The 25,063-nt window shown below is 72.5% G+C and carries 26 protein-coding genes and 2 riboswitches; of the genes, 13 read left to right on the top strand and 13 right to left on the bottom strand.

Features of this window, described 5'->3' with window-relative positions; translation table 11 throughout:
* Positions 1-11: 11 nt before the first annotated feature.
* A complete protein-coding gene (locus ACWCHM_RS11970) occupies positions 12-683 on the bottom strand; it encodes an acyl-CoA dehydrogenase family protein (protein ID WP_454222455.1) in 672 nt (223 codons plus the stop codon).
* 318 nt (positions 684-1,001) lie between these two features.
* On the opposite strand from ACWCHM_RS11970, the gene ACWCHM_RS11965 reads away from it, so the two are divergent.
* Complete coding sequence (locus tag ACWCHM_RS11965; RefSeq protein ID WP_454222454.1) at positions 1,002-1,460, top strand: Rv0361 family membrane protein; 459 nt, start codon at positions 1,002-1,004, stop codon at positions 1,458-1,460.
* A gap of 13 nt (positions 1,461-1,473) precedes the next feature.
* Here the strand turns inward: ACWCHM_RS11965 and ACWCHM_RS11960 are convergent, their stop codons facing one another.
* Genes ACWCHM_RS11960 through ACWCHM_RS11945 form a run of 4 tightly spaced genes read right to left on the bottom strand, consistent with a single transcriptional unit; the run spans position 1,474 to position 5,242 of the window.
* Positions 1,474-2,190: a thymidine kinase gene (locus ACWCHM_RS11960; RefSeq protein WP_204959801.1), complete on the bottom strand. Its 717-nt coding sequence runs from the start codon at positions 2,188-2,190 to the stop codon at positions 1,474-1,476.
* A gap of 45 nt (positions 2,191-2,235) precedes the next feature.
* The gene (locus tag ACWCHM_RS11955) at positions 2,236-3,630 is read right to left on the bottom strand and encodes an MFS transporter (RefSeq protein WP_204959800.1); all 1,395 of its coding nucleotides are present in this window, start codon (positions 3,628-3,630) and stop codon (positions 2,236-2,238) included.
* 15 nt (positions 3,631-3,645) lie between these two features.
* Entirely contained in the window at positions 3,646-4,413 is a 768-nt protein-coding gene (locus tag ACWCHM_RS11950; protein ID WP_204959799.1) for a glycerophosphodiester phosphodiesterase, read from the bottom strand.
* Between the two features lie 52 nt (positions 4,414-4,465).
* Entirely contained in the window at positions 4,466-5,242 is a 777-nt protein-coding gene (locus tag ACWCHM_RS11945) for a lysophospholipid acyltransferase family protein (RefSeq protein ID WP_421488378.1), read from the bottom strand.
* A 172-nt stretch (positions 5,243-5,414) separates the two neighbouring features.
* Here ACWCHM_RS11945 and ACWCHM_RS11940 point away from each other — a divergent pair, with 172 nt between their 5' ends.
* The 3 genes from ACWCHM_RS11940 (at position 5,415) to ACWCHM_RS11930 (ending at position 9,152) form a co-directional block, all read left to right on the top strand.
* Positions 5,415-6,821 (top strand): cytochrome ubiquinol oxidase subunit I, encoded by a 1,407-nt coding sequence (locus tag ACWCHM_RS11940; protein WP_454222453.1) that lies wholly within the window; start codon positions 5,415-5,417, stop codon positions 6,819-6,821.
* A gap of 14 nt (positions 6,822-6,835) precedes the next feature.
* The gene (gene cydB / locus ACWCHM_RS11935) at positions 6,836-7,834 is read left to right on the top strand and encodes a cytochrome d ubiquinol oxidase subunit II (RefSeq protein WP_204959796.1); all 999 of its coding nucleotides are present in this window, start codon (positions 6,836-6,838) and stop codon (positions 7,832-7,834) included.
* Positions 7,835-7,949: 115 nt separating this feature from the next.
* Positions 7,950-9,152 carry a GNAT family N-acetyltransferase gene (locus ACWCHM_RS11930; RefSeq protein ID WP_454222452.1) on the top strand — a complete coding sequence of 401 codons (1,203 nt, stop codon included), beginning with the start codon at positions 7,950-7,952 and terminating at the stop codon, positions 9,150-9,152.
* Between the two features lie 137 nt (positions 9,153-9,289).
* On the opposite strand, the gene ACWCHM_RS11925 is transcribed toward ACWCHM_RS11930, so the two are convergent.
* Positions 9,290-9,988: a hypothetical protein gene (locus ACWCHM_RS11925; RefSeq protein WP_204959794.1), complete on the bottom strand. Its 699-nt coding sequence runs from the start codon at positions 9,986-9,988 to the stop codon at positions 9,290-9,292.
* 66 nt (positions 9,989-10,054) lie between these two features.
* Positions 10,055-10,516, bottom strand: a complete 462-nt coding sequence (locus ACWCHM_RS11920) for a peroxiredoxin (RefSeq protein WP_443673891.1) — start codon at positions 10,514-10,516, stop codon at positions 10,055-10,057.
* Positions 10,517-10,677: 161 nt separating this feature from the next.
* Between ACWCHM_RS11920 and ACWCHM_RS11915 the strand changes: the two genes are divergently transcribed.
* The 5 genes from ACWCHM_RS11915 (at position 10,678) to ACWCHM_RS11895 (ending at position 15,509) form a co-directional block, all read left to right on the top strand.
* Positions 10,678-11,406 (top strand): SDR family oxidoreductase, encoded by a 729-nt coding sequence (locus ACWCHM_RS11915; RefSeq protein WP_204959792.1) that lies wholly within the window; start codon positions 10,678-10,680, stop codon positions 11,404-11,406.
* 756 nt (positions 11,407-12,162) lie between these two features.
* On the top strand, positions 12,163-13,167 hold the full coding sequence (locus ACWCHM_RS11910) for a tyrosine-type recombinase/integrase (RefSeq protein ID WP_454222451.1): 1,005 nt from the start codon (positions 12,163-12,165) through the stop codon (positions 13,165-13,167).
* A gap of 65 nt (positions 13,168-13,232) precedes the next feature.
* Entirely contained in the window at positions 13,233-13,580 is a 348-nt protein-coding gene (locus tag ACWCHM_RS11905) for an ArsR/SmtB family transcription factor (RefSeq protein WP_454222450.1), read from the top strand.
* The gene (locus tag ACWCHM_RS11900) at positions 13,580-14,287 is read left to right on the top strand and encodes a cation transporter (protein WP_454222449.1); all 708 of its coding nucleotides are present in this window, start codon (positions 13,580-13,582) and stop codon (positions 14,285-14,287) included. Before ACWCHM_RS11905 ends, ACWCHM_RS11900 begins: the two co-directional genes overlap by 1 nt.
* A gap of 160 nt (positions 14,288-14,447) precedes the next feature.
* Positions 14,448-14,524: riboswitch (ZMP/ZTP riboswitch) on the top strand.
* A gap of 13 nt (positions 14,525-14,537) precedes the next feature.
* On the top strand, positions 14,538-15,509 hold the full coding sequence (locus ACWCHM_RS11895; RefSeq protein WP_454222448.1) for a bifunctional 5,10-methylenetetrahydrofolate dehydrogenase/5,10-methenyltetrahydrofolate cyclohydrolase: 972 nt from the start codon (positions 14,538-14,540) through the stop codon (positions 15,507-15,509).
* Here ACWCHM_RS11895 and ACWCHM_RS11890 read toward each other — a convergent pair.
* Positions 15,432-16,211 carry an endonuclease/exonuclease/phosphatase family protein gene (locus tag ACWCHM_RS11890; protein WP_204959790.1) on the bottom strand — a complete coding sequence of 260 codons (780 nt, stop codon included), beginning with the start codon at positions 16,209-16,211 and terminating at the stop codon, positions 15,432-15,434. The genes ACWCHM_RS11895 and ACWCHM_RS11890 overlap by 78 nt on opposite strands.
* Before the next feature lie 190 nt (positions 16,212-16,401).
* On the opposite strand from ACWCHM_RS11890, the gene ACWCHM_RS11885 reads away from it, so the two are divergent.
* Complete coding sequence (locus tag ACWCHM_RS11885; protein WP_281897538.1) at positions 16,402-17,160, top strand: sulfite exporter TauE/SafE family protein; 759 nt, start codon at positions 16,402-16,404, stop codon at positions 17,158-17,160.
* Between the two features lie 46 nt (positions 17,161-17,206).
* Here the strand turns inward: ACWCHM_RS11885 and ACWCHM_RS11880 are convergent, their stop codons facing one another.
* Positions 17,207-17,821: a malonic semialdehyde reductase gene (locus tag ACWCHM_RS11880; RefSeq protein WP_281897535.1), complete on the bottom strand. Its 615-nt coding sequence runs from the start codon at positions 17,819-17,821 to the stop codon at positions 17,207-17,209.
* A 97-nt stretch (positions 17,822-17,918) separates the two neighbouring features.
* On the opposite strand from ACWCHM_RS11880, the gene ACWCHM_RS11875 reads away from it, so the two are divergent.
* On the top strand, positions 17,919-18,266 hold the full coding sequence (locus tag ACWCHM_RS11875; RefSeq protein ID WP_204928318.1) for a winged helix-turn-helix transcriptional regulator: 348 nt from the start codon (positions 17,919-17,921) through the stop codon (positions 18,264-18,266).
* Positions 18,267-18,269: 3 nt separating this feature from the next.
* A complete protein-coding gene (locus tag ACWCHM_RS11870) occupies positions 18,270-19,064 on the top strand; it encodes a GNAT family N-acetyltransferase (RefSeq protein ID WP_454222447.1) in 795 nt (264 codons plus the stop codon).
* Here the strand turns inward: ACWCHM_RS11870 and def are convergent.
* Genes def through ACWCHM_RS11855 form a run of 3 tightly spaced genes read right to left on the bottom strand, consistent with a single transcriptional unit; the run spans position 19,044 to position 21,571 of the window.
* Positions 19,044-19,553 (bottom strand): peptide deformylase, encoded by a 510-nt coding sequence (gene def / locus ACWCHM_RS11865; RefSeq protein WP_204959786.1) that lies wholly within the window; start codon positions 19,551-19,553, stop codon positions 19,044-19,046. The genes ACWCHM_RS11870 and def overlap by 21 nt on opposite strands.
* Before the next feature lie 10 nt (positions 19,554-19,563).
* Positions 19,564-20,349, bottom strand: a complete 786-nt coding sequence (locus ACWCHM_RS11860) for a TetR/AcrR family transcriptional regulator (RefSeq protein WP_204959785.1) — start codon at positions 20,347-20,349, stop codon at positions 19,564-19,566.
* A gap of 28 nt (positions 20,350-20,377) precedes the next feature.
* Positions 20,378-21,571 carry a chorismate-binding protein gene (locus ACWCHM_RS11855; RefSeq protein ID WP_454222446.1) on the bottom strand — a complete coding sequence of 398 codons (1,194 nt, stop codon included), beginning with the start codon at positions 21,569-21,571 and terminating at the stop codon, positions 20,378-20,380.
* A gap of 123 nt (positions 21,572-21,694) precedes the next feature.
* Between ACWCHM_RS11855 and ACWCHM_RS11850 the strand changes: the two genes are divergently transcribed.
* Positions 21,695-21,895, top strand: coding sequence for a DUF5999 family protein (locus ACWCHM_RS11850; protein ID WP_088647339.1), 201 nt, complete (start codon positions 21,695-21,697; stop codon positions 21,893-21,895).
* Positions 21,896-22,012: 117 nt separating this feature from the next.
* On the opposite strand, the gene gcvP is transcribed toward ACWCHM_RS11850, so the two are convergent.
* Positions 22,013-24,835 (bottom strand): aminomethyl-transferring glycine dehydrogenase, encoded by a 2,823-nt coding sequence (gene gcvP, locus ACWCHM_RS11845; RefSeq protein WP_454222445.1) that lies wholly within the window; start codon positions 24,833-24,835, stop codon positions 22,013-22,015.
* A 78-nt stretch (positions 24,836-24,913) separates the two neighbouring features.
* Positions 24,914-25,011: riboswitch (glycine riboswitch) on the bottom strand.
* Positions 25,012-25,063: the final 52 nt, after the last annotated feature.

The following is a 25,063-nucleotide window of genomic DNA, read 5'->3' as shown; positions in this document are numbered from 1 at the left end:
CCCCGGCGGGCTCAGCCGAGCAGGTCGAGATGGTGGTGGGCGTCGGCGGCGATGTCCTCGTGCCGCAGCCACCGCCGGGCCGACAACCGGGCGGCCACCTCGGCCTGCCCGTCACCCCAGGCGGCGTGTTCGACCAGCAACGCCGCCGCCAGCGCGTACGCCATCCGCAGGGCGATACCGCGGGCACCGGCCAGCACCGCGACCGCACCCGGGTCGGCGGTGACCTCACCCAGGGTGACCCGCAGCTCCCCGACCGCCGTGGCGAGGGTGTCGGCCAACACCGGGGACAACGGCCGGGCCAGCTCCACCGCCCCGGCGAGCCGCGCCAGCAGCGGCGTGCCGGCGTCCTCCCGGGTGACCGCGCGCAGCACGTCCACCGCCAACACGTTCGTGGTGCCCTCCCAGATCGGCAGCACCTGCGCGTCACGCAGCAACCTCGGCACACCGGTGTCCTCGACGTAACCGGCCCCGCCGAACGCCTCCCCGTACTCGGCGGCGCTGGCCACCGCCAGCCGACCGGTGGCCAGTTTCGCCAACGGCGCGACCACCCGCAGCTCGGCGGCGGCCTGCGGATCGCCACCGACCTCCACCCGGCCGAGCAACGTGAACGCGTGCCCGGCCAGGGCGAACGGCCCGCTGCGCCTGCCAGCCGGCGCTGGTGTCGATCCGGTCGACGCGGGCACCCCACGGGTCGTAGCGGACCAACGTCGGCGGATGGGCCTCGGCGTCGGCGCGCAACGGCCCGACCACGTCGGCGGCCAACGCGGTCAGCCGGTCCCGGGCGGCGGCGTGCCCGGCCGCGCCGAGCTGCCGGGTCAGCCACGACCGCAGCAACCCGTCCCCGGCCTACGGGGCGTCGATGTCCGGGACCGGCTGCACGTAGCGGCTCATCCGTCGCTCCTTGACCAGGGGTGTGCGCCGACGGTAGACGATCGCCCCGCCGGCGCGACAGGGGACGAACCGCCTGCGCGAGCCCGGCCCGTCCGCCTACCGTCGAGGTGATGAGTGTGCAGCAGGCGTGGACCCGACCGGCGCGGCGGCGTCGCCCGGTACGCACCGGTCTGTTCCTGGGTGGTCTGGCCGTCGGCCTGTGCCTGGTCGGGGTGGCCGGGCTGGGCCTGTGGAACGTGCAGGTCGTGGCGGGCGCCACCGGCCCGGTGCGGGAGACCGCTGACGGGTTCTTCCGGGAGCTGTCCACCGGACACGTGGACCGGGCCTACCGGCGGCTGTGCGCGCCGACCCGCAGCCGGTGGAGCGAGGTCGGGTTCGCCGGCTGGGTCCGCACCCCACCCGTGGTCACCGGCTACGAGATCCTCGACGTGTCGGTCCGCACCAAGGGGGGCCGGCCCGCCGGGGAGGTGGCGGTTCGGGTCACCCGCGACGGCGGGGCCGCCGAGCAGCGCCGGCTGCCGGTGGTGAAGGAGGACGACGGGTGGCGGGTCTGCGGCGACCCGTACTGACCCGCCGGCCCGGTCAGGCGCGCGGGCCCAGGTCCCCGGAGCGGTAGTGCCGCCGGCACAGCACCTGGTAGCGCACGTCGGCGGTGTCGACGGTGTCCCCGATGACGACCTGCGCGCCCTCGCGGACCACCCGCCCGTCGACGACGCGGGCGTTGAGCAGCCCTTCCCGCCCGCACCAGCACAGCACCTCCACCTGGATGCGGGCCACCTCGTCGGCCAGCTCGAACAGCCGCCGGGCGGCCGGGAACAGGCAGGACCGGAAGTCGGTGGCCAGGCCGAAGGCGTACACGTCGACGTCGTAGCCGTCGACCAGTTCGGCCATCTGCTCGACGTGCGCCACGTCGTAGAACGACGCCTCGTCGCAGATCAGGTAGTCGATGCGGACCCCTTCGGCCCAGGTGTCGCGGACCAGGGCCCGCAGGTCCAGCTCGTCGGTCACCTCCACGGCCGTGTGGGCCAACCCGATACGGGTGGTGACCTGCGGCCCCAACGATCTGTCGATGCGGGTGGTGACCAGCCCCCGCCGACCCTGCCGGGCATGGTTGTAGTTCATCTGCAACGCCATCGTCGACTTGCCGCAGTCCATCGGACCCCAGAAGAACTTCAACGCGGCGGCGTGCAACGGGCGGCCGTCGACGCCCCGCGCGGCGGCGCAGCCGGCCCCGCCGTCATCCGGGCCGGGCAGGGGACGGGCCAGGCAGGTGGGGGTGGCAGCGGCGTCGTCGGTCACGTCGGGGCAGCCTAGCCCATCGGCGCGGGTGGATCGGGCCGATGGTCACAGCACCCGGGGCGGGGTGTTGCCGGCGGCGACGATGGCCCGGCGGATCGGCACCGCGGCCAGCAACGCGAACCCCACCACGAAGAAGATCAGCAGGGAGACCAGACCCACCCGGTAGGAGGAGGTGAGCTGGAAGACCAACCCGAACGCCAGCGGGCCGAGCCAACTGGTGCCCTTGTCGCTGATCTCGTAGAACCCGTAGTACTCGCCCTCCTTGCCGGCGGGGATGAGCTGGCTGAACAGCGACCGGCTCAACGCCTGGCTGCCGCCGAGGACCAACCCGATCGCCCCACCGAGGATCATGAACGGCAGCGGGGCCTCGGCGGGCAACCGGAACGCCCCGATGATCACCCCGGTCCACAGCACCAGCGACAGCAGCACCGTCTTCCACGCGCCGATGCGCCGGGCCAACGCCCCCAACGCCAACGCCCCGCCGAAGGCGAGGAACTGCACCAGCAGGATCGTCACGATCAGCGTGCTCTGCCCGAGCCGCAACTCCTCGGTGCCGTACTGGCTGGCCAGCGTGATCACCGTCTGGATGCCGTCGTTGTAGACCAGGAACGCCAGCAGGAAGAACAGCGTCAACGGGTACGCCTTGATCTCCCGCAGGGTCCGCCCCAACTGCCGGAACCCGTCGGTGACCACGTTGCGGCCCGCCCCGCGCAGCGCCTCGGCGGTGGGGTGCTCCCGCAGCCACCGCAGCGGCACCAACGTGAACGCCGCCCACCACACCCCGGCCGACACGATCGACCAGCGGGCCAGGTCCAGGGTGCGCTGCGGGTTGTCGTCCTCGCTGAGCAGGGTCACCGCCACCAGGTTCAACGCCAGCAGCAGACCACCGCCGAGGTAGCCGATGGCCCAGCCGCGACTGGACACCGCGTCGCGTTCGTCCGGGCCGGCCAGCTGCGGCAGGAACGAGTTGTACACCACCACCGCCGCCCCGAAGGCGATGTTGGCGACCAGGAACAGCGCCCCACCGAGCAGGTACCGCTCGCCGGTGACCAACGCCATCGCGATGGTCGCCCCGGCGCCGGTGAACGCCGCCCCGGCCAGCAGCCGCTTCTTGTGCACCGTCCGGTCGGCGATCGCCCCGACCACCGGCAGCACGAACACGGTCAACAGCACCGACAACGAGATCAGGTACGGGTAGTACGAGCCGGCGGCGACCCGGACGCCCAGCGGGTGCACGTACCCGTCGCAGCTGTCCGCGCCCAGCTCGCAGCCGGCGGCCAGTTCGGTGACGGTGGTGAGGAACGGGCCGAGGAACACCGTGATGACGGTGGTCTGGAAGGCCGAGTTGGCCCAGTCGTACAGGTACCAGCCACGCCGTTCCCGGCGCAGTCCCGCCGGGGTGTCGACGGGGGCGGGGGTGGTGGCGACCGGGTCGGCCATCGGGGTCCTCGGGGCTCAGGCGGCCCAGAGGCCGCGGCTGCGGTAGACGTCGCGCAGCAGGCCGACGTGATCGGTCATGATGCCATCCACACCACGATCCAGTAAGTCGTGCATCCGGGTAGGTTCGTCGATCGTCCAGACGTGCACCTGCACCCCCAACCGGTGGCAGTAGGCCAGGAACCGGCGGTCGACCACCGGCACCCCCGCGTACCGCGGCGGCACCTGCGCGGCCACCACCGACGGCGGCAACCGCACCGGCCGGCCATGCCGCGACGCCAGCCACAACCGGGCCACCCCGCGCATGCCCAGGCCGGTGGCGACCCGCCCGCCGGTGGCCGCGCGCAGCCGGGCCAACCGGGCGTCGCTGAACGACGCCAGCAGCACCCGGTCGGCCGCGCCGGCCCGGGTCACCGCCGTCACCGCCGGGGTGACACCACCGTCGGCCTTCACGTCGATGTTGAACCGGACCTGCGGCCACGCGGCCAGCACCTCGTCGAGCCGGGGCACGACCGCCGCGCCGCCGACCCGCACCGTCGCCAGGTCGGCCCAGCGCAGGTCGGCGATGCGGCCCCGCTGCCCGGTGACCCGGCGCAGGGTGGCGTCGTGGAAGACCACGCACACCCCGTCGGCGGTGGCGTGCACGTCGGTCTCCACGTACCGGTAGCCCAGCTCGACGGCCCGGGTGAACGCGGCGACGGTGTTCTCGTCGCCGTCGGCGGCGCCGCCGCGGTGCGCGAAGGCCAGCGGGGTGGGGGCGTCCAGGTAACCGGGTCGGGTCGACACGCAGCGCAGTATGCCCGCCGCCGGTGGCCGCCGGGTGGCCGACCGGCGGCGGTCAGGCCGACGTGGGCCGGCGGTGCACCCGGCTGGTGTCGACGGGGCGTCCCGGGTCGACGTGCCGGGGCCGGTCCGGTTCGTCGGGCCGCAGCGGCACCAGGGTGTCGGTGATCGCGTCGATGATTCGGTCGGTGCCCCGGCGGGCCGCGCCGGGCGCGGCGGGGGAGAGGTCGTGCAGGTGCAGCGGCGCGCCGAAGCGGACCCGGATCACCGGGCGGCGCACCAGCGCCCGGGCCAACGCGCGCAGCATGCCCCGGGGCGCCCGGTAGGGCAGCACCTCGTGCGACCCCCACTGGGCCACGGGCACCACCGGGGCGTCGCAGGCCATCGCGAGGCGGGCGGTGCCGGTCTTGCCGCGTTCGGGCCACATACCGGGGTCCAGCCCGATGCGTCCCTCCGGGTAGACCAGCACCACCGACCCGGCGGCGACCGCCACGGCGGCGTCGTCGAGGGCCTGCCGGACGGCGGTGCTGCCCCGGTCGACGCGCAGGTGCCCGGCGTGGCGCATCAGCGCGCCGAGCCCCGGGGTGCGGAACAGCCCGCCGGTGGCCATGAAGCGCGGCGACACGCCCCGGGCCCGGCAGGCCGCGCCCAGCACGATCGGGTCGAAGGGGCTGATGTGGTTGGCGGCCAGGATCAGCGGCCCCCGGCGCAGGTGCGCCGGGACGTCCCCGCTGACCTCCAGCCGGGCGAACAGGGCGACGACCAGCCGGGCGAGCAGTTGGGCGGCACGCCAGAACAGTGGTGGCTGCCAGCCGGGGCGCGGGGTGTCCATCAGTCGCCGATGGTCGCACGGGGGTGGGGGAGGACCGGACCCGGGTCGTGCGGCCCGTGGTGATCAGGGTCATTGGTCCCGGGCCGGGTCGGGCCCCCCGGCCCTGCCCGACAACCTACGACACGCAGTAGTATCTACTACGTCTCGTAGTATCAACGGCAGGGGGATCCCGGTGGACGCGTTGGACGTCGCCCGCTGGCAGTTCGGTGTCACCACCGTCTACCACTTTCTCTTCGTACCACTGACCATCGGGCTGTCCGTCCTGGTCGCCATCCTCCAGACCCGCTGGCACCGCACCGGCGACGAGAAATACCTCAAACTCACCAAGTTCTACGGCAAACTCTTCCTGATCAACTTCGCCATGGGCGTCGTCACCGGCATCGTGCAGGAATTCCAGTTCGGCATGAACTGGTCGGACTACTCCCGCTTCGTCGGCGACATCTTCGGCGCACCCCTGGCCATCGAGGCCCTCGTCGCCTTCTTCCTCGAATCCACCTTCATCGGCCTGTGGATCTTCGGCTGGGACCGGCTCCCCAAACGCCTGCACCTGGCCAGCATCTGGGCCGCCGCCATCGGCACCAACCTCTCCGCCTACTTCATCCTCGCCGCCAACTCGTTCATGCAGAACCCCGTCGGCTACCGCCTCAACCCCGACACCGGACGCGCCGAACTCACCGACTTCGTCGCCGTCCTCACCAACAAGGTCGCCCTGATCACCTTCCCGCACACCCTCGCCGGCGCCTTCCTCGTCGCCGGCTCCCTCGTCACCACCGTCGGCCTCTGGCACCTCATGCGCCGCCGCGACAACCCCGACACCGACGCCTACCGCCACGCCACCCGCTTCGGCGCCTGGGTCGTCCTCATCTCCGCCACCCTCGTCGTCCTCACCGGCGACATCCAAGGCAAGATCATGACCCAGGTGCAACCCATGAAAATGGCCGCCGCCGAAGGCCTCTACACCACCGAAAGCCCCGCCTCGTTCTCCGTACTCACCGTCGGCAGCCTCGACGGCAGCCGCGAAATCTTCGCCCTCAAAATCCCCTATCTGCTGTCCTACCTCGGCACCGGCGACCCCAACGGCACCGTCCACGGCATCGACGACCTCCAGGCCCAGTACGCCAGCCAGTACGGCCCCGGCAGCTACACCCCGATCATCCCGGTCACCTACTGGAGCTTCCGCTTCATGATCGGCTTCGGACTCGCCGCCGCCGCCATCGCCCTGCTCATCCTCTGGACCCAACGCAAAGGCCGCACCCCCACCAACAGATGGCTGCTGCGCGCCGGCCTGATCATGCCCGCGCTCCCACTGCTCGCCAACTCCTTCGGCTGGATCTTCACCGAGATGGGCCGCCAACCCTGGATCGTCTTCGGCGAAATGCTCACCCGCGACGGCGTCTCCCGCAGCGTCTCCCTCACCGAAGTCCTCACCTCCTTCACCGCCTTCACCCTCATCTACGCCGTCCTCGCCGTCATCGAATTCAAACTCCTCCTGCGCTACGCCCGCGCCGGCGTACCCGACGTCACCCCCACCCCCGACGACACCGACGACGCCGAGCGCCCGCTCGCCTTCGCCTACTGACCCGGAGCCCCACCGTGGAACTCACCACCATCTGGTTTCTCCTCGTCGCCGTGCTCTTCACCGGCTACTTCATCCTCGAAGGCTTCGACTTCGGCGTCGGCATGCTCCTACCCGTCCTCGGCCGCGACGACAGGCAACGCCGCGTCCTCATCAACACCATCGGCCCCGTCTGGGACGGCAACGAGGTCTGGCTCATCACCGCCGGCGGCGCCATGTTCGCCGCCTTCCCCGAGTGGTACGCCACCCTCTTCTCCGGCTTCTACCTGCCCCTACTGCTCATCCTGCTCGCCCTCATCGCCCGCGGCGTCGCCTTCGAATACCGCCACAAGCGCCCCGAAGCCACCTGGAAACGCCGCTGGGACCACGCCATCTTCTGGGGCTCCGCCATCCCCGCCCTGCTCTGGGGCGTCGCCTTCGCCAACATCTTCCGCGGCGTACCACTGGACGCCGACCACGAATACGTCGGCGGCCTGGTCGACCTGCTCAACCCCTACGCCCTGCTCGGCGGCCTGACCACCCTCGGCCTCTTCCTCACCCACGGCGCCGTCTTCCTCGCCCTCAAGACCACCGGCGACATCCGCCACCGCGCCGGCACCCTCGCCGTCCGACTCGGCGCCGGCACCGCCGTCGCCGCCGTCGCCTTCCTCACCTGGACCCTCACCATCCGCGCCAACCCCGCCGCCATCACCCTCGCCGCCGGCGCCGCCCTCGCCCTGCTCGGCGCACTCGCCGCCGCCCGCGTACGCCGCGAAGGCTGGGCCTTCACCGGCACCGCCCTGGCCATCGCCCTCGCCGTCGCCACCCTCTTCACCGCCCTGTTCCCCAACGTCATGCCCTCCACCGGCGACCCCACCGGCACCCTCACCGCCACCAACGCCGCCTCCACCCCCTACACCCTCAAAATCATGACCTGGGTCGCCGTCGTCTTCACCCCGATCGTCCTCGCCTACCAAAGTTGGACCTACTGGGTGTTCCGCAAGCGAATCGGGGTACAGAACATCCCGCAACACTGAGAGACGCGCGAGGGGCGCGGGGACGCGGGGCCGGAGCGAGGGGGTCGCACCGGCCCCGCAACGCGTCCACCACAAACCCGTCGCCACCCCACCCACCCACCGCTATCGTCGCCGCATGCCGCACGACCCCCACATCCGCGAACTCACCGCCGACGACCACGCCGCCGCCTGGCACCTCGGCCGCACCGCCTTCGGCTCCGACCCGCAACCCGCACCACCACCCCCCACCACCCCCGGCATCACCCGCTACGGCGCGTTCGACCACACCGGCCGCCTCATCGGCAAAGCCATCGACCTGCACCACCACCAGTGGTGGGACGGCCGCACCATCGCCGCCGCCGACATCGCCGGCGTCGCCGTCACCCCCGAAGCCCGCGGCCGCGGCACCGCCCGCGCCCTGCTCACCACCCTGCTGCGCGGCGCACACGACCGGGGCGCCGCCATCAGCGCGCTGTTTCCCACCGTCGCCGCCCCCTACCGCGCCTGCGGCTGGGAAACCGCCGGCACCCTGCGCACCGTCAACCTCCCCACCGCCCTACTCACCCGCCACCACCCCAGCCCACACCTCACCGTCCGCCCCGGCACCCCCGCCGACCTCACCACCGTCGACGAACTGCACACCCACACCATCCGCCACCGCCGCGGCCTACTCGCCCGCAACGGACCCCTGCACGAACACCACCGCACCCGCCACACCACCGACAACACCCTGCCCTACGACGGCCTCACCCTCGTCGAACACCACGGCCACCTCGTCGGCTACGCCGGCTGGAACCGCCGCAACCACTACGGCGACGACGGCACCATCACCGTCGAAGACCTCGCCGCCACCACCGCCGACGCCGCCCGCGAACTCGTCGGCATCCTCGCCAGCTGGCACAGCGTCGCCCCCACCCTGCGCCTCACCCTGCTCCCCGGCGACCCCCTCACCCCCCACCTGCCCGTGGAGAAGGCCCGCGAACACCACCAGGACACCTGGATGCACCGCCCCGTCGACGTCACCCGCGCCGTCCGCGACCGGGGCTGGCCCACCCACCTGCACGGCACCGCCACCTTCACCCTCGACGACCCGCTCGCCGACTGGAACACCGGCACCTGGCAGCTGGAGGTCACCGACGGCCACGCCGACCTACGCCGCACCACCGCCCCCGCCGACCTGCACCTCACCGTCCGCGGCTTCGCCCTGCTCTACACCGGCACCGCCACCGCCCGCACCATCGCCCAGGCCGGCCTGCTGCACCACCCGGCCGGCACCGACCCCACCCCCCTCGACCTGCTCGCCGCCCCCGGCCCCGCCCAACTCGGCGACTACTTCTGACACCCCGCAGATTCCGGCCACCACGCACCCCGCCACCCCGGCCGCTACACCAGCCCGGCACACCCACCCACCCACCTGCGCCGCGGTGACGCCCCGACCGCCGCAACAGCCGCCGGGCCGCCCACCACGAACCAACCTCAACGGGCCTCGCGCAACTCCGCCAACCGCGCCTCGATCTCCGCCAACTCCGCCCGCAACTTCTCCGCCTGCTGCTCCGCCTCCGACCGCTCCGCCGACAGGATCTGCTCCACCGCCTCCTGCACCCCCGGCACATCCACCAACGCCACCATCCGCAACGCCTCCGCCGGCTTCACCACGTACGGCTTCGCCAACGCCTTCGCCCCCTGCTGCGCCGCCACCGTCCACTCGCCATCGGCGTACGCCAACGTCACCGTCAACCCCGCCGGCCCCTTCGGCTTCGCCACCTTCGCCGGCCGACGCACCGCCGGCTTCTCCGCCACCGGCTCCGACTCCACCCTCGGCTCCTCCCGCCTCTGCACCGGCACCCGGGGCGTGTCCAACACGAACTCCGGCTCCACCTTCGCCGTCGGCTCCACCTGCTCCACCACCGGCTCCGACTTCGCCTCCACCACCCGACGACCCGCACCCCGCGGCGCCACCGCCAGATCGGCGGGGGAGAAGGGCAACTCGTCGCGCCCGAACCGCACCACCACGAACTCGTCGGACACCGCCGGATCGGTCAACTCCACCACCTGACCCACCTGACCGGCGATCTGCCCCGCCGACGCGGTGAACACCACCCTCGGCTTCCGCCCCGCCGTCAACGCCTCCCGGATACCGCGTACCTCGTCATCGGACAAACCCTGGCCCGCCATCACAGCCCTCTTTCGTACACGTGTCTGATCCTGCCTTGATACCAGCCCACCACGACAACCGGAAGATCAGCCCCCCAGCACCCGCAACGCCTCGTCCGCATGCTCGTTCATCCCCAACTCACTGTGCACCACCGCCAGCACCCGCCGGTCCCGACCGATCACGAACGTCATCCGCCGCGTGCTCAACGGCCCCAACGGCAACCGCCGCCGCACCCCGAACGCCTGCGCCACCACACCGTCGACATCCGACAACAACGGATAGTCGAACCCGTGCATCCGGGAGAACTCCGCCTGCCTCTCCACCGGATCCCGACTGATGCCCACCCGCTGCGCCCCCACCGCCGCGAACTCCGCCGCCAGATCCCGGAAATGACAACTCTCCGCCGTACAGCCACGGGTCATCGCCGCCGGATAGAAGAACAACACCACCGGCCCCGACGCCAACAACTCCGACAACCGCCGCGGCGTACCCGTCTGGTCCGGCAGCTCGAAATCCTCCACCAGATCGCCGACACTCACACCCACCACGCACCTCCACCGATCCGATCCGTCCGAAACGCGGTGAGCGTAAGCGATCACCCCACCCACCGCCGCGCCACCGCGCCACGTGAGCACCCACACCCTGCCCACCACGCCGACACGCAGGTACCGTCACACCACCACACCGGACCGGCAGGGGAGCGCAGGAAATGACCGCGGTCACCGTCATCACCGGCGGCAGCCGGGGCATCGGCGCCGCCGTCGCCCGCCGACTCGCCGCCGAAGGCCACCACCTCGTCATCGGCTACCGCCACGACCACGCCGCCGCGGCCACCGTCGTCGCCGACGTCCACCGCCTCGGCGGCCACGCCGCCGCCGTCCCGGCCGACACCACCGACCCCACCCACGTCGACCGCCTCTTCACCGCCGCCGCCGACCTCGGCCCCCTCACCGCACTGGTCAACAACGCCGGCGTCACCAGCCCCATCGGCCCCTTCACCGACCTGCACCCCGACGACCTACGTCGGGTCGTCGACGTCAACCTCATCGGCTACGTCCTCTGCGCCCAACAGGCCGCCCGCCGGCTCACCCACGGTGGCGCCATCGTCAACATCTCCTCCGCCGCCGCCACCCTCGGCAGCCCCGGCGAATACGTCCACTACGCCGCCGTCAAAGCCGCCACGGACACCCTCACCATCGGCCTGGCCAAGGAACTCGCCCCCCGCGGCATCCGGGTCAACGCCGTCGCCCCCGGCATCATCCGCACCGACATCCACGCCGACTCCGGCGTACCCGACCGCGCCGACACCGCCGCCGGGCGCATCCCGCTCGGCCGCGCCGGTGAACCCGACGAGGTCGCCGGCGCCGTCGCCTGGCTGCTCGGACCCGACGCCACCTACACCACCGGCGCGGTGCTGCGCGTCGCCGGCGGCCTCTGACCGGCGTGCCGTCCGGCCACTCCCGACGAACAGCACACCAGCGCGGTCGTCGACCGGGTCGACAGGGGAGGGGCCGCCAGCGCCCCCATGACCGCCGGTCCGGCGGCCGGAACCGGCCGGGTCGGCCATCCAATTGATCAACATGGGGACGGGGGAGACGTGGCCGACGTACGGCAGCCGCAGCCGCCCGGTGGCGATGGTCGGCGCGCGCCGACGCCGGACCCGGCCACCGCGAAACACGCCGGGACGGACGTTGCCCCCACCCGTTCACCTCGACCCGACGATGACCACCGTGGGAGGTAGGCGACCAGGGAGTTCCTGCGGACCGTCGTGGTGGCCTCCGGGCCACATCGGTGGTCCCGCATGGCGACCCGACCAGCCCTGGCTCTGATTCGATAATGCACATTATGTAAAGTCGCCCGGAAGGGGGGTCCCCTGCGACCGGGAAGCCACTGCGGGTCGGACCGCGACCAGACGGGTCCGGTGGCTCAGCGACACGCGACGGGCGGCGCCTTCCGCCGCAGCGACGTCGTACGGGTGGGCCGCCGGCGGCAGCTGTCGGTCCGGGATTTCGCCGGCTCGCTGCGATGTCCGCGTCACGCCCCACCAGGTGCGCTGGGTTGCGTCCGGCCGCAGCATCCTGCGCCGGGGCGCGCTGGCGGCACCCATGGCGTGTGAGCGATCGACGGAGCAGTCTCCCGCCGCTCCCCTCCCCCTGGGTGGTCGACAACCCGAGAAAGCTGCATAATATCCCTTATGCATGACAAACAGGACGAATCGGTTGGACGACTCATCGAGGGGTTCCTGACCGCGCGGGCCACCCGGAAGCCCTCCCCGCACACCCAGGAGGCGTACCGGCGGGATCTGCGGGCCGTCGCGGCGCTGGCCGGCACGCAGTGCACCCCTCCCCTGTCCCCCGACGAGCTGACGATCTCCGCCCTCTCCCCCCGCGTGATGCGGGCGGCGTTCGCCCAGTTCGCCGCTCCCCGCGCGGCGGCGTCGGTACACCGGGCCTGGTCGAGCTGGAACGGTTTCTTCTCGTTCCTGGTGGCCGAGCAGGTGGTGGCGGGCAATCCGATGCCGGCGGTGGGACGTCCACGCACGCCACTGCCCCAGCCGAAGCCGTTGCGGGGTGAGGACACCCCGGAGGTGCTGTTGGTGTCGGTGTCGCGGGAGGACGCGCGGCAGCGTGATCCGTGGCCGGAGCGGGACGTGGCGGTGCTGGCGTTGGCGTTGTGCGCGGGGTTGCGCCTGGCGGAGCTGTTGGCGTTGCGGGTGTCGTCGGTGTCCGGGCGGGCCGGTGAGCGGCGGGTGGCGGTTGCCGGTAAGGGCGGTCGGCCGAGGGTGGTGCCGGTGGAGCCGGAGTTGGACGAGGTGGTGTCGGCGTACCTGGACAGTCGGCGGCGGCGGTTCGGGGCGCGCAGCGTACGCCCGGACGGGGTGTTGCTGGTGGACCGGCGGGGTGATCCTCTGCGTCGGGGCGGGTTGCAGTACCTGGTGGATTCCTGTTACCGGCGGGCGGGGATCACCGATCGGGTGCCGGTGGGGGCGCGGTTGCATGCTTTGCGGCACACGTTCGCGACCCGGTTGGCCGAGGACGGGGCGGGGGCGGCGGAGATCATGCGGTTGTTGGGGCATGCGTCGTTGGCGTCGTCGCAGACGTACATCGAGGTGACAGCGGGTCAGCAGCGGGCGGCGGTGCGGTCGAACCGGACGAACCGGGTGTTGGCGGGGTTGGTGTCGGGGGGGCGTCCGGGTTGAGGGTGGGGTGGTCCGGGGTGTGTCGGCCGTCGGCATGACGGTTCATCGCTCGCTGAATACAGCGCATGCTGTACTGTCGTGGTGTGGAGACGTTGACGCACGGGCAGGTCCTTGCCCGCTTCGGCCATGCTCTGTCCGACCCGGTCCGGGCCCGGCTGCTGCTCGCGTTGCGCGAGCGCCCCGGCTACCCGGCCGAGCTCGCCGACCTGCTCGGCACCAGCCGGCAGAACCTGTCCAACCACCTGGCGTGCCTGCGCGGCTGCGGCTTGGTCGTCGCCGTCCCTGAGGGCCGACGCACCCGGTACGAACTGGCCGACGCCCGGCTCGCGCACGCCCTGGGCGACCTGCTCGGCCTGGTCCTCGCCGTCGACCCGGCTGCCTGCCCGGAGGCCGGCACCGACGGGTGCTGTTGATGACCGGGCCGCTGCCGCTGCTGAGCGCCGGGCCGGGGCCGGCGCGGCGGGCGTCGCTGGTGCGTCGGGTTCGCCTGCTGGTGGCGGCCACCATCACCTACAACGTGATCGAGGCGGTCGTCGCGCTCACCGCCGGCACCGTCGCCGAGTCCACCGCGCTCGTCGGGTTCGGGTTGGACTCGGTCATCGAGGTGTCCTCGGCCGCCGCGGTGGCGTGGCAGTTCACCGCTGCTGACCACGAACGCCGCGAGCGGGCCGCGCTGCGGATCGTCGCCGGCTCGTTCTTCGCCCTGGCCGCTTATGTGACCGTCGAGTCGGTGCGGGCTCTGGTCGGCGGCGACCGGGCCGGGCATTCCACGGTGGGACTGGTGCTCGCCGTGTTGTCGTTGCTGGTGATGCCGCTGCTGTCGGCGGTGCAGCGGCGCGCCGGGCGGGAGTTGGGGTCGGCGTCGGCGGTGGCCGATTCCCGGCAGACGCTGCTGTGCACCTATCTGTCCGGGGTCCTGCTGGTGGGGTTGGCGGTCAACTCGCTGTTCGGCTGGTGGTGGGCCGACTCCGCCGCTGCATTGGTCATCGCCGCCGTCGCGGTCAGAGAAGGCCGCGACGCGTGGCGCGGGCGGACCTGCTGTGCCCCGGCCGTGTCCGACAGCGTCCCGACGTCCGACGGCTGCGCGGTCGGGTGTTGCACACCCGGCAGTCCGCGGTGACGGCCGCGCCTGTCCGTCGGACCGGTATGCTCGGGCCGTCGTCGATCCTCGGGTGGCACGCGTGTCCGTTCCCGGGCCGGATCAGCTTGTCGGCGGCGGGGCCTGGGAACGGCCGGTGTGGCGTGGGCGTACGGGGTGGGTGGTTGTGGCATGGTGTGGGTGGACGCGACTGGCGGCACGGGGATGGGTCAACCATCGGGGAGCTCGTCGCGGGGGTCGACCGCCTGGGCCTCCGTGGTCGAGGTGAGCCATGTCTGTTTCTTCTTCGCTCTCCCCCACGTCTGGTACGGCCCGGTTGTTGCCGGGTGGGCCGGTGGCGGAGCGGATTCTCGCCGAGGTCGCCGCGGGGGTGGCGTCGTTGCGGGCGGCCGGGGTGGTGCCGGCGTTGGCGACGGTGCTGGTGGGTGACGATGACGCGAGTGCCGGGTACATCCGGATAAAGCAGCGTCAGGCGGCGGAGTTGGGTTTCGCGTCGCCGCACGTGCGGTTGTCGGGGTCGGCGTCGCAGGCGGATCTGCACCGGGTGTTGCGGGATTTCAACGACGATCCCGGGGTGCATGCGGTGTTGGTGCAGCATCCGGTTCCGGGGCATCTGGACTATGACCGGGCGTTGCAGGTGTTGGATCCGGATTCCGACGTGGACGGGATGCATCCGGTGAACATGGGCCGGTTGGCGTCGGGGTTGCCGGGTCCGGTGCCGTGTACGCCGGCGGGGATCGAGGCGTTGTTGGCGTTCCACGGGGTGCCGGTGGCGGGGCGGGAGGTGGTGGTGTTGGGTCGTGGTGCGACGTTGGGGCGTCCGTTGGCGATGTTGTTGGCGCAGAAGCGGCCGACGGCGAATGCGGCGGTGACGGTGGTGCACACGGGGGTGGCGGACTGGCCGCGGTACACGCGGCGGGCGGAGATCCTGGTGGCGGCGGCGGGGGTGCCGGGGATCGTGCGGCCGGAGCATGTGCGTCCGGGTGCGGTGGTGGTGGGTGGTGGGGTGCGGTACGAGGGTCGTCGGTTGTTGCCGGATGTGGATGAGTCGTGTGCGCGGGTGGCGGGGGCGATCACGCCGCGGGTGGGTGGGGTGGGTCCGACGACGGTGGCGATGTTGTTCCGTAACGCGTTGCGGGCGGCGCAGCGGGTGGCGGGTGTGGGGTCAGCCGAGGTCGACGATGAGGGGGCGGTGGTCGGAGATGGTGGAGCGGGGGGTGGCGGTGGCGGTGACCGGGGGTAGTCGGTGCCGGTCGTGGGGGTCGGCGAGGATGTGGTCGAGTTGGACGCGGGGTGCGGTGGCGGGGTAGGTGGGGTGGCGGGCGAGGGGTTGCCAGCCGGTGAGCAGGCGGGCGGGGCCGGCGGGGAGGTTGAGGTCGCCGAGGAGGATGCGGGGGGCGGGTAGGGCGCGTAGGGCGCGGACGACGCGTCGGAGTTGGTGGGCGTTCCAGCCGGGGACGAAGGACAGGTGGGTGGCGGCGGCGGTGAGGGGTCCGTGGGGGGTGTCGAGGACGGCGGCGAGGACGACGCGGGGTTCGTCGCGTAGGAGGATGAGGCCGCCGCCGGGGCCGGGGGCGTAGATGGGTGAGCGGACGGGTGCGGGGTTGAGGCGGGTGACGTGCCAGCTGCGGACGGGGTGGCGGCTGATCAGGCCGATGCCGTAGCAGGGTTCGCCGTGGCCGTCGTCGTCGTGGCGTAGGGGGCGGAAGTGTTCGCCGGGGGTGCCGACGACGGCGGCGGCGAAGCGGTGTTCGGGGGCGTCGAGGGCGTGGGCGGCGATGGTGGTGAGGTCGTGGTGGCCGCTGCGGGACTGGTCGCGGTCGACTTCCTGGAGGGCGAGGATGTCGGCGTCGAGGGCGTGGACGGCGGCGGTGAGCCGGTCGGGGTCGACGAGTCCGTCGGTCAGGGAGCGGCCGTGGAGCAGGTTGAAGGTGGCCAGGCGCACGTGTGCACCCTACGTGGCGTGGGACAGTTACTGGATGATCAAGTTGTTGTGTTGTTCGGTGCTGGTGTTCGTGGCGGTGGGTGTGGTGGGGGTGTGGTTGCGCAGGCGGCGTGGGCGGTGAGGTGGGCCACTCGGGTGGGTGGGTGGTCGGGTGGGGTGGGCAGAATGGCCGGCCGTGGATCCTGTGTCGTTGTCGACTCTGCTGACTGCTGCTGCCCTGGCGGGGTGGGTGGATGCGGTGGTGGGTGGGGGTGGGTTGTTGTTGTTGCCGGCGTTGTTGGTGGCGGCGCCGGGGGTGCCGGTGGCGACGGCGTTGGGGACGAACAAGGTGGCGGCGATCTTCGGTACGTCGACGGCGGCGGTGACGTATGCGCGGCGGACGCGGGTGGACTGGGCGGTGGCGGGTCCGGCGGCCGGGTTGGCGGTGTTGACGGCGGGGTTGGGTGCGGCGTTGGCGGGTGCGGTGCCGGGTGGCGTGTACCGGCCGGTGGTGCTGGTGGTGCTGGTGGCGGTGGCGGTGTTCGTGCTGGCGCGGCCGTCGCTGGGTGTGGTGGCGGCGCCGCAGCGGCGGACGCCGGTGCGGGTGGTGGTGGCGGTGGGGGTGGCGGGTTTGGGTATCGCGCTGTATGACGGGTTGATCGGGCCGGGTACGGGCACGTTTTTGGTGTTGGCGTTCACGGCGGTCCTGGGGTCGGATTTCGTGCATGCGTCGGCGATGGCGAAGGTGGTGAACGCGGGCACGAATCTGGGTGCGCTCGTGGTGTTCGGGTTGACCGGGCACGTGTGGTGGGCGTTGGGTGCGGCGATGGCGGTGTGCAATGTGGTGGGGGCGGTGGTGGGGGCGCGGATGGCGTTGCGTCGGGGTGCGGGGTTTGTGCGGGTGGTGTTGCTGGTGGTGGTGTTGGCGTTGGTGGCGCGGTTGGGTTACGACCAGTGGCTGGCCGGCTGAGCGGGGGTGCTCGGCGGGCCAGCCACTGGTGTGTTCGGCTGGTGGTTCAGGCGTGCCGGACGACGGTGTCGTAGTCGAGTCGGGGCAGCCGGGGGTGCCAGGCGTCGGGGCCGGGGTGGCCGATGTTGACCAGGAGCAGGGACTTCCAGCCGGTGTCGGTGAAGAATTCGTTGTCGACGCCGGTGGCGTCGAATCCGCCCATGGGTCCGGCGGCGAGGCCGGCGGCGCGGACGGCGAGCAGGAAGTAGCCGACCTGGAGGCCGGCGTTGAAGCGGGCCATGCCGTCGCGGGTGGCGGGGTCGGCGGCGAAGTGTTCGCGCATGCCGGGGCGGATGGGGAAGACGGTGTCGAGGTGTTCGTGGAAGTCGGTGTCGGCGGCGAGGACGGCGACGACGGGTGCGGTGGCGGTTTTGGCGCGGTTGCCCTCGGCGACGTGGGTGAGGAGGCGGTCGCGGCCGTCGCCGGGGCGGACGAACAGGACGCGTAGGGGTTGGACGTTCATGGCGGTGGGTGGGTACTTGGCGAGGTCGAAGATGGCGCGGAGTTGTTCGTCGCTGACGGGGGTGTCGGTGAAGGTGTTGGCGGTGCGGGCTTCGGTGAACAGTTGGGCCTGGGCCTGGGGGTCGAGGGTGATGAGGTGGTCGGGCAGTACGTCGGTCATGGTGTCCTCCGGTCGGTTCGACGTTTGCTGCGACCACAGTAGCAGCTAGTTTTTTCGAAGTGGCTAGGGTGAGTTGCGGACCACGTATGCTGGGACGATGACGACGTGCTCCCCGACCGACGGCGGGCCCCGCGCCTGCCCCGGGGGGCTGTCCCGGGCGTTCGCGTTCCTCGGCAAGCGGTGGAACGGCATGATCCTGGGCACCCTCGCCCAGGGGCCGGCCGGTTTCGCCGAACTGACCCGGGCGCTGCCCGGCATCAGCGAGTCGGTGCTGTCCGACCGGCTCGGTGAGCTGGCCCGGGTGGACCTGGTCAGCCGCACGGTGCGCGAGGGTCCCCCGCTGGGGGTCAGCTACCAGTTGACCGGGCGGGGCGCGGCGCTGCTGCCGGCGCTGGACGAGCTGGCCCGGTGGGCCGACGAGAACCTTCCCACGGGTCGTTGCTGAGCGGTGCCGGTACGCGCCGAACACGACCGTGCCGTGCTGGCCGCCCTGCTGCGCCGCGATCCGGTGCTGCACGCCTACCAGTTGGGTGACCTGGACGACTTTTTCTGGCCGTACACGTCGTGGTTCCGGCGCGGCGACCAGGTGGTGCTGCTCTACCACGGGGCGGCCGAGCCGGTGCTGCTGGCGTTCGCCGCGCAACGCGACGGCGCGGCCATGGCGGCGCTGCTCGACGAGGTGGCCCCGGTGTTGCCGGCCCGGCTGTACGCGCACCTGTCCCCCGGCCTGGAGCGGGTCCTCGCCGGCCGGTACGTGCTCACCCCGGCGGGGGCGCACCTGCGGATGGCGTTGACCGACCCGGGGCGGCTGGCCGGTGTCGCCGCCGCGGGTGAGGTGCTCGGCGCGGCGGACCTGCCGGCGCTGCGGGAGCTGTACGCGGTGGCGTACCCGGGGAACTGGTTCGACGCGCGGATGCTCGACACCGGCCACTACCTGGGGGTGCGCGACGGTGACGCCCTGGTGGCGGTGGCCGGGGTGCACGTGTGGTCGCCGACGTACCGGGTGGCCGCGGTGGGGAACGTGACCACCCGTCCGGCGGCGCGGGGGCGGGGGCTGGGCGCGGCGGTGGTGGCCGCGTTGTGTGCCCGGCTGGCCGGCAGCGTCGACCATGTGACGTTGAACGTGCGGGCCGACAACACGGTGGCGGTGCGCCTCTACGAACGGTTGGGGTTCACCCGGGTGACCGGGTTCGGTGAGTACGCGTTGGCCGTCGGGGCGGGCTCAGCGGTGTCGGCGGGGTGAGTCGAACCGGCCGGCGCGGATCTCCCGCAGGGCCTTGCGGCGGACGTCACCGCGCAGCGTGTCGACGTAGAGCCGACCGGCGAGGTGGTCGGTCTCGTGTTGCAGGGCGCGGGCGAGGAAGCCGCTGCCGGAGATGGTGAGCGGGTCGCCGTGCCGGTCGACGCCGTGCACGGTGGCGTGCAGGGCGCGGCGGGTCGGGAAGTACAGGCCGGGAATGGACAGGCAGCCCTCGTCGTCGTCCTCGGTGTCGTCGGACAGCTCGATGGTGGGGTTGATCAGGTGTCCGCGGTGGCCGTCGGCGTCGTAGACGAACACCTGGGCGTCGACGCCGATCTGCGGGGCGGCGACACCGGCCCGGCCGGGTTCGCCGGTGAGGGTGTCCATCAGGTCGTCGACGAGGTGTTGCAGGGCGGTGTCGAAGCGGGTCACCGGGGTGCAGGCGGTGCGCAGGACGGGGTCACCGATGATCCGGATCGGGCGTACGGTCATGCCGGGAAGGTTATCGGGGGGTCGCCGGCGGCGGTGATCCGGCGCACCGGTCGGCGATCAGGGCGGCGATGCCGTCCAGGACGCGGGCCAGGCCGAACTCGAAGGCGCGGGTCGGGTCGGTGGCGGCCTGGTACTCCTGCCCGGCGGCGGCCCCGACCCGGGCGGCGGTGGGGAACCGCGCCGGGTCCATGACCTTCTCCAGGTAGGGGGCGTGGGCGTGCCACCACTGTTCGTCGGTGAGGCCGGTGCGGCCGGTGGCCTGGGCGGCCTCCACCGCGCCGCGCACCGCGCCGTGGACGTAGGAGTCGACGAGGGTGACCACGGCGTCCATCTCCAGATCGGTGAGGCCGACGCCCTCGACGGCGCGTAGCTCGTAGTCGTAGCGGGCGGTGACCTGGGGGCCCAGCGGGGGGCGGGTGGTGGCGACCTGCAGCAGCCACGGGTGGCGCAGGTACAGCGCCCAGTTGTCGCGGGCGATGCGTTCCAGGCGGCCGCGCCAGCCGCCGGGAACGTCGGTGGGGCGGGGGGTTTCGCCGTGCACGGTGTCGAGCATGACGTCGAGCAGTTCCCCCTTGCCGGGCACGTGGGTGTAGAGGGACATGGTGCCGACGCCGAGGCGTTCGGCGACCCGGCGCATGGACAGCGCGGCGAGGCCCTCGGCGTCGGCGACGTCGATGGCGGCCCGGACGATCTGGTCGACGCCGAGGTCGCCGCTGCGGCTGGCCCGCTCGCGGGTGCGCCACAGCAGGGCGAGGCTGCGGGCGGGGTCGCCGGTGCCGCTGTACTCGACGTGCATGCCCGTCACCCTAACGGCCCGGGGGTGGTCAGCCGGCGGCGAGCAGGGCCCGTACCGGGGCGGCCTTGGCGGCGGCTTCGGCGACCTCGGCGGTGGGGTCGCTGTCCCAGGTGATGCCGCCGCCGGCCCACAGGTGCAGCCGGTCGTGGTCGGCGGCGGCGGTGCGGATGGTCAGGCCCAGGTCGAGGTGGCCGGGGCCGATCCAGCCGAACGCGCCCATGCCGGCACCCCGGCCGACGGGTTCGAGGGCGGCGATCAGCGCCAGCGCGGCGTGTTTGGGTGCGCCGGTGACCGAGCCGCCGGGGCAGGTGGCGCGCAGCAGGTCGGTCAGGCCGGTGCCGTCGGCGAGGGTCGCCGACACGGTCGACTCGGCCTGCCACAGGTCGCACCAGCGGCGGACGGTGAACAGGTCGTCGACGGTCACCGAGCCGGTGCGGGCGATGCGGGCGAGGTCGTTGCGTTCCAGATCGACGATCATGATGTGTTCGGCGCGTTCCTTGGCGGAGTTGAGCAGGTCGCGGCGGCCGGCCGGGGTGGCGGGGCGGGTGCCCTTGATGGGGCGGGTGACGACCCGGCCGGCGTGCACGGCGACGAGGGTTTCCGGTGAGGCGCAGCCGATGCTCCAGCCGTCGCCGTGCAGGGTGCCGCCGTAGCGGGCGCCGGGCAGGCCGGCGAGGCGGGCCAGGGCGGGACGCGGGTCGCCGGTGTAGGTGGCGGCGGCGTGGCCGACCACGTTGACCTGGTAGACGTCGCCGCGGCCGATGGCGGCGCGGACGGCGCGCACGGCGTCGGCGTGCCCGGTGGGGGTCCAACTGTCCCGCCACGGTCCGAGCCGCAGCCGGTCGGGTGCCGGTGCGGTGGGGGGCGGACGGCGGGGGCCGTGGTCGTAGACGACGACGGCGACGTCGGGCAGGGCAGGTGTGGGGCTGGCGGGGCCGGTGGGTGCGCCGGCCATCCGGGCGCCGGCGGCGGCGGAGACGAACAGGGCGGCGCCGCACGGGCCGTCGGTGCGGTGGGTCGCCGGGCGGGTCAGGTCGTCGACGGGGAGGCCGTGGGCGGTGAGGAAGGCGGCGATCTGGGCGGCCGGGTCGCCACCGTCGGTGACGTGCCACAGGTAGCGGTCCCGTTCCACGAGCACGCTGCGGCAGCGCTCCGGTACGGCGGGTACGTCGACGGGGGCCGTTGGGAGCGTTTCCACGCCGGGTGGCTGATTCTTCCTCATCCGTTCAGCGGATTTCCGGGCAACATGGCGGAAGCCTGCTCGATCCGGCGCGCGGTCCCTTGGTACTGTGCGTCACTGGTCATGTGAACCATGACACAGTGCCCCCACAGTCCGGAGAACCCGATGTGCCAGCACCAGATCCCCTGTCCCTCCGCCGAAGCGACCGACCGGGACGCCGCCCGCGTCATCGCCTGCTTCCCTGAGCAGGGCTGGAGCCTGCTCTGCAACGGTGTCATCGTCTTCGAGGACACCGGCGAACTCCTCCCTGACGGCAGCACCATCGCCCCGCACCGCGGTCCGGCCCGGCACGCCCTCGTCGCCTGACCCGGTCACGACGCGTCGGCCACGCCGACCCGTCGCACCAGGCTAGCCCCCACGTGGGGGCCGCCCTCCCCCGGTCGCCGCACCGGGGCGGCACGACCGCCGCCCCGGCACCGCGCCTCAGTCCTGGAACGCCTCCGGCGCCGGGCACGAACACATCAGGTTCCGGTCGCCGTACGCGCCGTCGACGCGCCGCACCGGCGGCCAGTACTTCCCCACCGGATCCATCCCGGCCGGGTACCCGCCCACCGACCGCGGGTACGGGTGCGGCCACTCGTCCCCGGACACCATCACCGCGGTGTGCGGGGCGTTGCTCAGCGGGTTGTCCCCCGCCGGCCACTCACCCGACGCCACCCTGTCGATCTCCGCCCGGATGGCGATCATCGCGTCGCAGAACCGGTCCAGCTCGGCCAGGTCCTCACTCTCGGTCGGTTCCACCATCAGCGTCCCCGCCACCGGGAACGACATCGTCGGCGCGTGGAACCCGTAGTCGATCAGCCGCTTCGCGACGTCGTCGACACTGACCCCGGTCGCCTTCGTCAACGGCCGCAGATCCAGGATGCACTCGTGCGCCACCAGGCCCTTGTTGCCCGCGTACAGCACCGGGAAGTGCTCCCGCAGCCGCACCGCCACATAGTTCGCGGCCAGCACCGCCACCCCCGTCGCCCGGGCCAGCCCCGCCGCACCCATCATCCGCAGGTACGCCCACGGGATCGGCAGGATGCCCGCCGACCCGTACCGGGCCGCCGAGATCGCCGCCGACCCGGCCGTCCGCTCACCGCCCGGGTCACCCGGCAGGTACGCCGCCAGGTGCTCGCGCACCGCCACCGGACCCACCCCCGGCCCGCCGCCGCCGTGCGGAATGCAGAACGTCTTGTGCAGGTTCAGGTGCGACACGTCCGCCCCGAACCGGCCCGGCTTGGCGAACCCGACCAACGCGTTGAGGTTCGCCCCGTCGACGTACACCTGACCGCCGGCGTCGTGGACCTTCGCGCACAGCGAGGCGATGCCCGTCTCGTACACCCCGTGCGTCGACGGGTACGTCACCATGATCGCCGCGAGAGCGTCCCGATGCTTGTCGATCTTCGCGTCGAGGTCGACCAGGTCGACGTTGCCGTCGGCGTCACACCCGACCACCACCACCCGCATCCCGGCCATCACCGCCGACGCGGCGTTCGTGCCGTGCGCCGACGACGGGATCAGACACACGTCCCGGTGCCCGTCACCCCGGTCCCGGTGGTACGCGCGGATCGCCAACAACCCGGCCAACTCCCCCTGCGACCCGGCGTTGGGCTGCACACTGACCGCGTCGTAGCCGGTCACCTCCGCCAGCCACCCCTCCAACTGCCCGATCAGCTCCCGGTAACCGGCGGTCTGCTCGTCCGGGGCGAACGGGTGCAGGTGCGCGAACTCCGGCCAGGTCACCGGCTCCATCTCGGTGGTCGCGTTCAGTTTCATCGTGCACGACCCCAACGGGATCATGCCCCGGTCCAGGGCGTAGTCGAAATCCGCCAGCCGGCGCAGGTACCGCAGCATCGCCGTCTCCGAATGGTGGCTGCGGAACACCGGATGGGTGAGGAAGTCGGTGTCCCGCGCCAACCCGGCCGGCACCGCCTGCGCCACGTCCCCGACGACCGGGTCCACCCCGAACGCCTCCCACACCACCGCCAGATGCCCCCCGGTGGTCGTCTCGTCACACGACACCCCCACCCGGTCGGCGTCGACCAGCCGCAGGTTCACCCCCCGCTCCCGCGCCGCCGCCACCACCTGCCCCGCGCGACCCGGCACCACCGCCGTCACCGTGTCGAAGAACACCCCGTCGACGACCTCGACGCCACCGGCACGCAACCCCGCCGCCAACCGCAGCGCCATCGACCGGGTACGGTCGGCGATCCGCCGCAACCCGTCCGGCCCGTGGTACACCGCGTACATGCCGGCCATCACCGCCAACAGCACCTGCGCCGTGCAGATGTTGCTGGTCGCCTTCTCCCGCCGGATGTGCTGCTCCCGCGTCTGCAACGCCAACCGGTACGCCGGCGCACCGGCCGCGTCCCGCGACACCCCGACCAGCCGCCCCGGCAGCATTCGCTCCAACCCGGCCCGCACCGCCAGGTAACCGGCGTGCGGCCCACCGAAGCCCATCGGCACCCCGAACCGTTGCGTGGTGCCCGCCGCGATGTCCACCCCGATCCGCCCCGGCGCCCGCAGCATCGTCAACGCCAACAGGTCCGCCGCCACCGCCACCACCGCGCCCACCGCGTGCGCGGCGTCGACCAGCGGCGCATGGTCCCGCACCAGCCCCGACGCCCCCGGATACTGCAGGTGCAGCCCGAAGAACTCCGCCGGCAACTCCTGCGTGTCCAGGTCCACCACCCGCACCTCGATACCCAACGGCTCGGCCCGGCCGCACAGCACCGCCACGGTCTGCGGCAACGCGTCCGCGTCGACCACGTACACCGCGCTGCGGCTCTTCGACGCCCGCCGCGCCAACGTCATCGCCTCCGCCGCCGCGGTCGCCTCGTCGAGCATCGACGCGTTCGCCGTCGCCAGGCCGGTCAGGTCCGTCACCATCGTCTGGAAGTTCAGCAGCGCCTCCAACCGGCCCTGACTGATCTCCGGCTGGTACGGCGTGTACGCCGTGTACCAGGCCGGGTTCTCCAGCACGTTACGGCGGATCACCGCCGGGGTGTGGGTGCCGTGGTAGCCCAAGCCGATCATCGACACCGCCACCGTGTTCCGCGACGCCAACGCCCGCAACTCCGCGAGCGCCTCCCGCTCGGTGGCCGGCGCCGGCAGATCCAACGCCCCGTGCCAGCGGATCACCTCGGGAATCGCCGCGTCCATCAGCTCGTCGATCGACCCGTAGCCAACGGCCTCCAACATGCGGCGCTCGTCGTGCGGACCGGGACCGATGTGCCGGTCGGCGAACTGCTCTACGGTCATGCGTGACGCTCCTGACTCAGGCGGCGAGGTCGACGGATCGGCCTCCCCCTGAGTCACGCCACAAGCGCTCCACAGTGCCTGCCCGTCGCGGTCCTTCTGCCTGAGAGGTTCCGGGGAGAATCTGCCCCTTCGGCGTCGCCCGGATACTGCTGGGCGATCTCTCCCGCGCGGGTGGTGTCGGCATGGTCAACGCTACCAGCGCCCCTGTTACCGGCGGATGTCGTACCC

Source organism: Micromonospora sp. SCSIO 07396 (assembly GCF_053667945.1).
Note: the sequence above shows the minus strand (reverse complement) of the source record. Positions and strands in the feature narration are given on the sequence as shown.

Excerpts from the sequence above, each read along its gene's own strand:
- ACWCHM_RS11905 (WP_454222450.1), top strand. The coding sequence starts at position 13,233 with ATGCTGTACTGTCGTGGTGTGGAGACGTTGACGCACGGGCAGGTCCTT.
- ACWCHM_RS11880 (WP_281897535.1), bottom strand. The coding sequence starts at position 17,821 with ATGACCGACGTACTGCCCGACCACCTCATCACCCTCGACCCCCAGGCC.
- ACWCHM_RS11955 (WP_204959800.1), bottom strand. The coding sequence starts at position 3,630 with ATGGCCGACCCGGTCGCCACCACCCCCGCCCCCGTCGACACCCCGGCG.
- ACWCHM_RS11850 (WP_088647339.1), top strand. The coding sequence starts at position 21,695 with ATGTGCCAGCACCAGATCCCCTGTCCCTCCGCCGAAGCGACCGACCGG.
- gcvP (WP_454222445.1), bottom strand. The coding sequence starts at position 24,835 with ATGACCGTAGAGCAGTTCGCCGACCGGCACATCGGTCCCGGTCCGCAC.
- ACWCHM_RS11910 (WP_454222451.1), top strand. The coding sequence starts at position 12,163 with ATGCATGACAAACAGGACGAATCGGTTGGACGACTCATCGAGGGGTTC.
- ACWCHM_RS11860 (WP_204959785.1), bottom strand. The coding sequence starts at position 20,349 with ATGCACGTCGAGTACAGCGGCACCGGCGACCCCGCCCGCAGCCTCGCC.
- ACWCHM_RS11895 (WP_454222448.1), top strand. The coding sequence starts at position 14,538 with ATGTCTGTTTCTTCTTCGCTCTCCCCCACGTCTGGTACGGCCCGGTTG.
- ACWCHM_RS11875 (WP_204928318.1), top strand. The coding sequence starts at position 17,919 with ATGACGACGTGCTCCCCGACCGACGGCGGGCCCCGCGCCTGCCCCGGG.
- ACWCHM_RS11930 (WP_454222452.1), top strand. The coding sequence starts at position 7,950 with ATGCCGCACGACCCCCACATCCGCGAACTCACCGCCGACGACCACGCC.
- ACWCHM_RS11855 (WP_454222446.1), bottom strand. The coding sequence starts at position 21,571 with ATGAGGAAGAATCAGCCACCCGGCGTGGAAACGCTCCCAACGGCCCCC.
- def (WP_204959786.1), bottom strand. The coding sequence starts at position 19,553 with ATGACCGTACGCCCGATCCGGATCATCGGTGACCCCGTCCTGCGCACC.
- ACWCHM_RS11945 (WP_421488378.1), bottom strand. The coding sequence starts at position 5,242 with ATGGACACCCCGCGCCCCGGCTGGCAGCCACCACTGTTCTGGCGTGCC.
- ACWCHM_RS11965 (WP_454222454.1), top strand. The coding sequence starts at position 1,002 with ATGAGTGTGCAGCAGGCGTGGACCCGACCGGCGCGGCGGCGTCGCCCG.
- ACWCHM_RS11925 (WP_204959794.1), bottom strand. The coding sequence starts at position 9,988 with ATGGCGGGCCAGGGTTTGTCCGATGACGAGGTACGCGGTATCCGGGAG.
- ACWCHM_RS11915 (WP_204959792.1), top strand. The coding sequence starts at position 10,678 with ATGACCGCGGTCACCGTCATCACCGGCGGCAGCCGGGGCATCGGCGCC.
- ACWCHM_RS11900 (WP_454222449.1), top strand. The coding sequence starts at position 13,580 with ATGACCGGGCCGCTGCCGCTGCTGAGCGCCGGGCCGGGGCCGGCGCGG.